The 8,980-nt window shown below is 62.2% G+C and carries 8 protein-coding genes; 5 read left to right on the top strand and 3 right to left on the bottom strand.

Annotated features, from left to right (window positions below):
* Positions 1-17: 17 nt before the first annotated feature.
* Positions 18-1,211, top strand: coding sequence for a porin (locus NKJ46_RS21610; RefSeq protein WP_352667386.1), 1,194 nt, complete (start codon positions 18-20; stop codon positions 1,209-1,211).
* 238 nt (positions 1,212-1,449) lie between these two features.
* Positions 1,450-2,508: a tyrosine-type recombinase/integrase gene (locus tag NKJ46_RS21605; protein WP_502903427.1), complete on the top strand. Its 1,059-nt coding sequence runs from the start codon at positions 1,450-1,452 to the stop codon at positions 2,506-2,508.
* A gap of 301 nt (positions 2,509-2,809) precedes the next feature.
* Here the strand turns inward: NKJ46_RS21605 and NKJ46_RS21600 are convergent, their stop codons facing one another.
* Complete coding sequence (locus tag NKJ46_RS21600) at positions 2,810-3,700, bottom strand: alpha/beta fold hydrolase (protein WP_352667371.1); 891 nt, start codon at positions 3,698-3,700, stop codon at positions 2,810-2,812.
* 156 nt (positions 3,701-3,856) lie between these two features.
* Positions 3,857-5,896 carry a lytic transglycosylase domain-containing protein gene (locus NKJ46_RS21595; protein ID WP_352667380.1) on the bottom strand — a complete coding sequence of 680 codons (2,040 nt, stop codon included), beginning with the start codon at positions 5,894-5,896 and terminating at the stop codon, positions 3,857-3,859.
* A gap of 325 nt (positions 5,897-6,221) precedes the next feature.
* Here NKJ46_RS21595 and dapA point away from each other — a divergent pair, with 325 nt between their 5' ends.
* From dapA to NKJ46_RS21580, 3 genes are all read left to right on the top strand, one after another.
* A complete protein-coding gene (gene dapA, locus NKJ46_RS21590) occupies positions 6,222-7,103 on the top strand; it encodes a 4-hydroxy-tetrahydrodipicolinate synthase (protein WP_352490891.1) in 882 nt (293 codons plus the stop codon).
* Positions 7,104-7,128: 25 nt separating this feature from the next.
* Entirely contained in the window at positions 7,129-7,608 is a 480-nt protein-coding gene (gene smpB, locus NKJ46_RS21585) for an SsrA-binding protein SmpB (RefSeq protein WP_023768487.1), read from the top strand.
* Positions 7,609-7,713: 105 nt separating this feature from the next.
* On the top strand, positions 7,714-8,442 hold the full coding sequence (locus tag NKJ46_RS21580; protein ID WP_352667369.1) for a GH25 family lysozyme: 729 nt from the start codon (positions 7,714-7,716) through the stop codon (positions 8,440-8,442).
* Between the two features lie 118 nt (positions 8,443-8,560).
* Here the strand turns inward: NKJ46_RS21580 and NKJ46_RS21575 are convergent, their stop codons facing one another.
* Complete coding sequence (locus tag NKJ46_RS21575; RefSeq protein ID WP_352667366.1) at positions 8,561-8,980, bottom strand: hypothetical protein; 420 nt, start codon at positions 8,978-8,980, stop codon at positions 8,561-8,563.

Raw genomic sequence — 8,980 nt, 5'->3', positions numbered from 1 at the left:
TGACTGGAGGTCAGAAAATGAACATCAAGAGCCTGCTTCTCGGCTCCGCTGCGGCACTGATCGCAGTTTCCGGTGCGCGCGCCGCCGACGCCGTCGTCGTCGCCGAGCCGGAACCCGCTGAATACGTCAAGATTTGCGACGTCTACGGCGCTGGCTACTACTACATCCCCGGCACCGAAATCTGCCTGCGCATCGGCGGCTATGTCCGCTATGACATCTCCGCGGGCCAGGCTGGCTCCTTCGACGGCGCCAGGTACCAGGACCTTAAGGATGCCATCGATGGTGAAGACAACGTCAACGACGGCTACTACAAGCAGGCTCGCTTCACGCTGAGGACCTGGACCGGCCAGGAAACCGAGATGGGCACCTTGAAGACCTACACCGAGACCCGCTTCAACTGGGGAACGGGTCACTATGACGACACCCTCTTTTCCGACTTTGGCAGCAGAGGCGTTTCGCTGAACTTCGCCTGGATCCAGCTTGGTGGTCTCCGCGTCGGTAAGGACGAAACAGCCTTCAACACGTTCACCGGCTACGCCGGCAACGTCATCCAGGATACGATCGTTCCCTACGGCGGCTTCGACACCAACGTCGTCCAGTATTACTTCGATGCCGGCAACGGCTTCTCGGCGGTGGCTTCGTTGGAAACCGGTGAAGGCTTTGTCGTTGCTGACGTTGGGCCTCCAGTTGCCTTCAATTTCGGTCACGACTCGATCGACAGCTATGTTCCGTATGTAGTTGGCGGCGTGAAGTACACGCAGGGCTGGGGATCCATCAGCGGTGTTGCTGCCTATGACAGCAGCCTGGAAGAATGGGCCGGCAAGGTTCGCCTTGACGTGACGCCGATGCAGAACCTGTCGCTGTTCTTGATGGCCGGCTACGGCACTGACGACAACGCTCCGCGCAATTACTACAAGCAGTGGGGCGGTAACTGGGCAGTCTGGGGCGGTGGTACTTACACCATCAACGAGAAGACCTCGTTCAACCTTCAGGCGTCGTATGACGAAGCCAAGGAAGCTGGCGTCGCGGCCAATATCGCCTACGACATCGTTCCCGGCTTCACGATCACGGCCGAAGTGGACTATGCTCACAACAGCCATAAGGTCTCAAGCTTCGACGGCATCGGTCCCTATGAATACAACTGGACCGGCATCCCGGGCGACAAGAAAAACGCCGTTGGCGGTATGCTCCGCTTCCAGCGCTCGTTTTAAGGGCTGGACTTAAGGCAAGTGAAATCCAGCCCGGGCGCTTTAACGCCCGGGCTGTTTTGTTTTCGCGACTGGTAGCAAACAGAAGGAAAAGGGGGTTGGGTAGCTGAACAGGGTTGTGGGAACGATGTCGTTGGGATCCGCCAGTGGTGGATGAGATCGGCCGCAGCGCTTAAAACTCTTGAAAGGGCACCGCCAAGCAGGTAGGTCTAGGCCTATCCACTCGGGGGTGTGGCGAATAATGACGAACGATGCGATTCAAGAGGGAGGAACCTCTGATCATTTTTCGATGTTTTCTTCTCAAACTTCAAAAATAAAATACAGTTATAACAAGATACGAGAAGTAAAGTCGCACAGGATCGGAGAACTGTTTTCAGCATACCGGGACATACTTTGGGATGACGGGCGGCATAAATACAATGTCAGCTCTTTCATCGGCGAAATAGACGAGATCCTTCTTGGGGAGCGTTTCAGCGCCTTCGACCAAAGCACCCTCGACAACCTTATCGGCACCTTGCGCCAGCGCGGCAACAGCAATGCAACCATCAATCGGAAGATGGCTGCCCTCAGCAAACTGCTGCGCAAGGCTCACAAGATGGGGGATATCCACAGCCTGCCCGAGTTCCGCCGCCAGAAGGAGCGGGCGGGACGGATTCGTTTCCTCGAAAGGGACGAGGAGGCGCGGCTGTTCGCCGCCATCAAGAGCCGCAGCGAGGACGCTTATCGGCTTTCCGTCTTTCTCGTCGACACCGGCTGCCGCCTCGGCGAAGCGCTGGGCTTGATCTGGAACGATATCCAGGAGCACCGCGTCAGTTTCTGGATCACCAAATCCGGCCGCAGCCGCACCATTCCGATGACCGAGCGGGTAAAAGAGGTGATCAAGCTGCCGGCCACCGAGGGCCGCCGGCCCAAAGGCCCGTTCACCAAGCTCAGCCAGGCCCAGTTTCGCGCTATCTGGAACGATGCCAAGGCCGAAATCGGGCTTGGCGCCGACGATCAGGTCGTGCCGCACATATTGCGCCATACTTGCGCCTCGCGCCTCGTCCAGGGCGGCATCGATATCAGGCGCGTGCAGATGTGGCTCGGCCACCAGACGCTGTCGATGACCATGCGTTACGCCCATCTGGCCACCAACGACCTCGACGGCTGCGTCACCGTGCTGGAGACGCCGCGGTGCAGTGGCGCGGACAGCGGCGGCGCAAGCGCTTTGTCTTCTCCGCGTCCGGCAAGGCGGCAACCAAAAAGCGAGCCGGCCGCAAGCAAGGCCCCAAAGCCCGCGAAGAGAAGCGCCAAATCCTGACGGATCTGACGTGAGATATCAGCCAGCCACTTAGGGTTGCGCTGCCCCTCATTGCCCTGCCGGGCATTTCTCCCCGTATAGCGACGGGGAGAAAGGCGCCGTTGCGAAAGATTTCGGTAATCCCAGCGTTGCGGCCAGCCCCTTCTCCCCGTCACACGGGGAGAAGGTGCCGGCAGGCGGATGAGGGGCGGCGCCGACATCCAACAATTATTCGCCGGAACGTCAGCAGAGCTGTTAATCGCTGCAAGAATGCTTCACATGTACAAGATAAGGCTACGAGTTACGTCAACTTCCTGTGGCTTTACTTCTCACCCCGTCGCTCCGCCCGATCGAAAAAGCCAGCGACCTTGCCCGGCAGGCCGCCGGTTTCGAGAAACGGGGCATGGCCCTGGCCGTCGGCGGTGATCGTCTCGATATCGGTATGGCGTGTGCGCATCTGCTCGAGTGTTTCGGCGGACAGCAGCTTCGAGTTGGCGCCGCGTATGACGAGCATCGGGATCGCCGCCAGCGCGTCGAACTGCGGCCACAGATCGGGCAGCGGCTGGGTGAGGTCCAGGCCCGCCAGCGTCTCGACCAGTTTCGCGTCGAAATCGGGCAAAAATCCCTCCTCGGTCTTGCGATAGAGGGCTGACGCCATCTGCTCCCAACCCGCATCGGTCAGCGCCGAAAAGTCCGCGCCATGGGTGCTGCGCAGGTCGCGGACCACCTCTGCGTACGTCTTCGGCCTCGGCGCGGGGTCGAGGTAGGAGCGGATATGGGTGAGACCTTGCGACTCGATCACCGGGCCGATGTCGTTGAGGACGATGGCCTTCAGCACGGCCGGCCGCATCGCCCCGAGCACATGGATGATCAATCCACCGCGCGACGTGCCAATGAAGGCTGCGTCCGCGATGCTCAGTGCTGCCAGCCCGGCGAGAATATCGCCCGCTTCGATGCCGATATTGTAATGGCCGATATCTGCATCGTAGGCGGATTGCCCACGCCCGCGATAATCGAAGGCGACAACCGTACGCCTCGCCTGCGTCGACAGATAAAGCGCCAAATCGTGAAAGTCACGGCAATTGCGGGTCAGGCCGGGCAGGCAAACGACTGGCCAGCGGCCGGAATTCGCTTCGCCGTAGATGCGGGCGTGCAGGGACAGCCCGTCCGGCGCGGCGTAGAAGAAATCGGAGAAACCCTGCTCGATTGCCATATGGACCGCTTCCTCACAGTTGCCGGATCGTTCCCGACTGCTACAGGCGAGGGCAGGGCGGTCAAATCGAAGCGTCGGCGCTGAGAATCTTCGAGATGTCGGCGGGACAGCGGGGGCGCGAAGGATCGCAGCCTGACTTGGCTTGAAGCCTGGTCGTCACCCCCGGCCGTTCACCAGATCCCCGACGATGTCGTACTTGCTGGAGATACGCATCTTGTAGACCTCGTAATTCTCCATCACGCGCTGAACGTAACTTCTTGTTTCCGTATAGGGGATCCGCTCGATCCAGTCGACAACGGCGTCGACGTCCCTGCCGCGCGGGTCGCCGTATTTCGCGACCCACTGGGCAGCGCGGGCGGGGCCGGCATTGTAGCCGGCGAAGGTCAGCACGTAGGAGCCGTCGAAACGGCCGAGCTGCTCGCCGAGAAAGGCGGCCCCCAGCGTTGCATTGTAGCCGGCATCGGTGGTCAGCCGGGCTTGAGAAAATGTCATGCCGGCTTTCTTCGCCAATTGCTTGGCGGTGCCCGGCATCAGCTGCAGCAGTCCGCGCGCGCCGGCGCTGGAGACGGCGCCGATGTTGAACTCGCTTTCCTGGCGGGCAATCGCATAGGCCAGCGCCTTGCCCGAGCCGGAGACGTTGGCGGTGTCGGGAATGACGCCGAGCGGATGCGACAGCGCGCCTACGTCGATGCCGCGGGCACCGGCGATCTTGCCGACCTTCAGCGCCATGAAATGGTTGCCTTGTCTTTCCGCCAGCGCCGCAAGCAGCGCCAGTTCGCCGGGGCTGTTCAGCTGCCCGGCAAGGTCACGATAGAGTGTTTCGGCATAGCGGTCATAGCCGGCCTCCTGCAACCGCTTGATGGCGCTGACTGCTTCGCGGGTGGCAAAGTTCTGGCGATCGGCGGCGCTTGGCTGCGGGTAGACGATGTTGAGGGTCTGCCGGCCGACACGCTCGCCGGCGAGCTGGCCGTAAAAGGTCGTGCCGTAGCTGGCGGCACGGCTGAAATAATCCTTGGCACTGCCGGGACCGCCGACGTCGGCGGCGCGGCCGAGCCAGTAATAGGCGCGCGACAGCGACATCGGTCCTTGGGCGAGCTCCGCGATTCGCGCAAAATGCTTGGCGGCGGTGCTCGGGTCGTTGAGGCCGCGCAGCGCGTACCAGCCTGCATGGAATTCCGCCTCGGCAGCATTGGCGGGACTTTCGGCAGCATGCGCGGCGACTATTCTGTAGGCTGTCTTCATGTCGCCCTGGTCGACCAGCTCGCGCGACAGCACCCGGCGTTCGACCCACCAGGCGTCCGGATCAACCAGAGCGTCACGGTCGCCCGGCGCTTTCAGCACCAGCGCGGCGGCCTCGGAAAATTTCTGTTGCTTGCGCAGATATTCGGCTTCGGCAAAGAGAAAGCCGGCCGCCCGCTGCGCTGCCGGCACCGCCTTCAGCAGCTTGGCCGCGTTCTTGTCGCCTTTGGTGACTGCCGCCCAGGCAGCCGCCAATTGCTGGGCGCCGGCGAGATCGGCGACGCGCAGCGCCGAAGCGACCCGGTCGGCATAGAACATGCGCTCCATGCGGAAGCGATGGTCGGCGGCCGGGATCAGCGCGCCGAACTCGCGGATGACCGCCGCCTCGTCCCTGGCTTCGAGCTTTTCTGTGCGCCAGAATGGCGACAGCACCGAGCGCGCCGCCTTGGTATCGCCCTGCGCTACATAGGAGCGGGCTAGGATCACCACGCCCTCGAAGGTCAGCGGCTGGCTGCCGTCGAACGCCCGCACCACGACCTCTGGCGTGGGGTTCTCGCGATAGAGCGCGCGCTCGCTGTTCTTGCGCAAGGCGATCGTGCCCGGCCAGTTCGGCAGCATCTTCGCGGCATCCGCGATGTCGCCGCTCGGCACCTGGTCGCCGCCATAGAGCGCAATCGCCCAGGCAAGGATGTGCCGATCGAGCGACTTTGCCGGCAGCGCCTCGCGCAGCTGGCGCGCGCGCTGAATGTCGTTTGCCGCCAGCGCATCGAGACCGCTCTTCAGCGCCGCGACGCTGGCGGATGGCGACGGGGACTGCTGCAGTGCATTGTTCTGCGGCTCCGTCATCGGGATCGCCGACGTGACCTGCCCATCGACGCTGCCGCCGGTCGCCGCGCCGGGGATCAGCACAACGATCGCGCCGAGAAGCGCGAAAAGATGAGGCCGCCTGGTCGGCATGGATTCGGTCATTTCCTATTCTTCGATGCTACAACTGGCACAGATGAACTGCAGCCTATTCGTCTGTGATGAAGGGCCCGTAAAGAAAACCTTATCGAGGTCGTTCGAATTGCAATTACTGGCGCAATGCTTGCCGCGCAACAATGTCGAGACTATGGTGCGCCGCTTCGCTTTCGGCTAGAAGGCGCGCACGACGAACACCTACAGCGCCGCGCGTCTTCTCAGACGCGCAAAGGACGCTGTAGCAATTTAAATTGGCGGATGATCCTTTCCGAAATCGACTGCGATTTTCGGGTCATGCGCTAGTCCCAGGGAGTTGGACGACATGCTAAGAGGCTCGCTGACCGCGCTCGTCACACCGTTCGAAAAGAGCGGCCGTTTCGACGAGAAAGCCTTTCGCGCGTTCATCGCCTGGCAGATCGCCGAAGGCACGACGGGCGTGGTCCCGGTCGGCACCACCGGCGAGTCGCCGACGCTGTCGCATGACGAGCACCGCCAGGTCGTCAAGGTTTGCATCGAGGTCGCCAAGGGCCGGGTTCCGGTCGTCGCCGGCGCCGGCTCCAACAACACCGACGAGGCGGTCGGCCTGGTCCAGTATGCCGAGAAGGCGGGCGCTGACGCGGCCCTGGTCGTCACGCCCTATTACAACAGACCGACGCAGCGCGGCCTCTATGCGCATTTCGCCGCCGTCGCCAAGGCAACCAGCCTGCCGATCATCATCTACAACATTCCACCGCGCTCGGTGGTCGACATGAGCCCGGAGACGATGGGGCAATTGGTGCACGACTTCAAGAACATCGTCGGCGTCAAGGATGCCACCGGCAAGGTCGAGCGGGTTTCGGAGCAGCGCGCCACCTGCGGCAAGGATTTCATCCAGCTCTCCGGCGAAGACGCCTCGGCGCTGGGCTTCAACGCGCATGGCGGCGTCGGCTGCATCTCGGTGACGGCAAATGTCGCGCCCAGGCTTTGCGCTGAATTCCAGGAGGCAACGCTTTCCGGTGACAGCGCCAAGGCGCTCGACCTGCAGGACCGTCTGTTGCCGCTGCACAAGGCGATTTTCATGGAGCCCGGCGTTTCCGGCGCGAAATATGCGCTGTCGAAGCTAGGTAAGGTCGAGAATGTGCTGCGCTCGCCGCTAATGACGGTCGAGCCGTCGACCGCCGAGAAGATCGACGCGGCGATGAAGCACGCCGGCTTGATAAACTAGGGATGAGGCGCCACCTCTCCGCATCATGAATCAAGTCAGAAAAGCCGATCCCAACAACAAGACCGTTGCGGAAAACCGCAAGGCGCGGTTTTCCTATGAGGTGCTCGACACGATCGAGGCCGGCCTGGTGCTGACCGGTACCGAAGTGAAATCGCTGCGCCAGGGCCAGGCCAACATCCAGGACAGCTACGCCTCGGTCGAGGGCGGCGAGATCTGGCTGATCAACTCCTATTTGCCGGAATATCTGCAGGCCAACCGCTTCAACCACGAGCCACGCCGCCGCCGCAAACTGCTGCTCAACAAGCGCGAGATGGCCAAGCTAGCGCAAAGCGTCGACCGCGAGGGCATGACGCTGGTGCCGCTGAAGATCTACTTCAATGACCAGGGTCGTGCCAAGCTGCTGCTCGCCGTTGGCCGCGGCAAGAAGCTGCACGACAAGCGCGAGACCGAAAAGCAGCGCGACTGGTCGCGCGAGAAGGGCCGGCTGCTGAAGGAGCGAGGGTGAGGAGCGGTCCGCGAAGCGGACGAAAAGCCAGCGATTTGGCTTTTCGAGCGACGAACGTCCGGAGCCATAGCGGCAGCAGGGCGGACCAATGGGGATAGGTCTCGTTTGAAAAACCGGATCGTCTTATGGGGCGCGGCCGGTCTGCTCCTGGCGGGCCTCGTCGTGGCCGGCGGCTATACCTACTTCCAGACGTTTTCTCCGGACCGCGGCAAATATCCGGTCAGGGGCATCGACGTCTCCCATCATCAGCGGCAGATCGACTGGCGGCGTGTTGCCGCCGACGATGTCGCCTTCGCGGTGATCAAGGCGACGGAAGGCGGCGACCATGTCGACGATGCCTTCGCCGCCAATTTGCGCGCGGCCCGCGCCGCCGGCCTTGCCGTCGGTGCCTATCATTTCTTCACCTTCTGCAGGCCGGGTGCCGATCAGGCACGCAACTTCATCTCGGTGGTGCCGCGCGATCAGCCTTTGCTGCCGCCGGTGGTAGACATCGAGTTCGGCGGCAATTGCCCGCAGCGGCCAACCCCCGAACAACTGAGCGCCGAACTGTCCGCCTTCCTCGGCCCGGTCGAGGCGGCGTTCGGCAAGACAGCGATCCTCTACGGGACCGACGAGGCGGCGCAAGCCTATGCCGGGCAGCTAGCCGGCCGCCCGCGCTGGCTGCGTTCGCTGGCGCTGCGGCCGGGCCATGACGACTGGATCTACTGGCAGTACCACAACCGGGGCCGCGTCGACGGCATCAGCGGCGACGTCGACCTCAATGTTCTCCAGGGCGGACCTGCGACGCTGGCCGCGTTGTTTGCCGCAGCGCCTGAAGCGATGTCGAAGAATTGACTGTCCAACGAGAGCACCCTCAATGGCATGAAGACAGAGCGACGAATCCTTCCCCATGTGGCTATTCATATCGCAGGCGGCGCCGTGCTAAGTGCATTTGATGCCGGAGCGCCCTTCATCAACCAATGACAGCAACGCCCCGCCTGCTGCGACGGATGGCGACGACCCCCGCCTGGCATTTGTCTATGCGGAGGCAGTGCGTGGCCTCCAGCACCAGCAGGGCGTGGTTGAAAGCCTCAACACGCGCGCCGGCAATCTGATTTTTGCAACTGCGTTCGCGAGTTCTCTCCTTGGAGGCAGGGCGCTCCTGGATGGCGTAAGGCCTTGGGATTGGCTGGCGCTGACATTGCTTTTTCTTATCGGACTGCTGGTCGCGATTATGGTGTAGCCATATTATAACTATACGTTCCGTTTCAATCCAGAGAAGCTGCTCCAGGACCTCGTCGATCAGCATCCTCCCGCAACCATGGACGGGATGCACCGAGCGCTTGCGCTGCGCATCAAATCCGACATGGCCAGCAATTGGCGGATCATCCAA

The organism is Mesorhizobium sp. M0166 (genome assembly GCF_040322255.1).
Taxonomy (GTDB): Bacteria; Pseudomonadota; Alphaproteobacteria; order Rhizobiales; family Rhizobiaceae; genus Mesorhizobium.
The sequence above is the reverse complement of the archived record's forward strand: the minus strand, read 5'-3'. Positions and strand labels throughout refer to the sequence as shown.

Excerpts from the sequence above, each read along its gene's own strand:
- NKJ46_RS21610 (WP_352667386.1), top strand. The coding sequence starts at position 18 with ATGAACATCAAGAGCCTGCTTCTCGGCTCCGCTGCGGCACTGATCGCA.
- NKJ46_RS21605 (WP_502903427.1), top strand. The coding sequence starts at position 1,450 with ATGACGAACGATGCGATTCAAGAGGGAGGAACCTCTGATCATTTTTCG.
- NKJ46_RS21600 (WP_352667371.1), bottom strand. The coding sequence starts at position 3,700 with ATGGCAATCGAGCAGGGTTTCTCCGATTTCTTCTACGCCGCGCCGGAC.
- NKJ46_RS21595 (WP_352667380.1), bottom strand. The coding sequence starts at position 5,896 with ATGCCGACCAGGCGGCCTCATCTTTTCGCGCTTCTCGGCGCGATCGTT.
- dapA (WP_352490891.1), top strand. The coding sequence starts at position 6,222 with ATGCTAAGAGGCTCGCTGACCGCGCTCGTCACACCGTTCGAAAAGAGC.
- smpB (WP_023768487.1), top strand. The coding sequence starts at position 7,129 with ATGAATCAAGTCAGAAAAGCCGATCCCAACAACAAGACCGTTGCGGAA.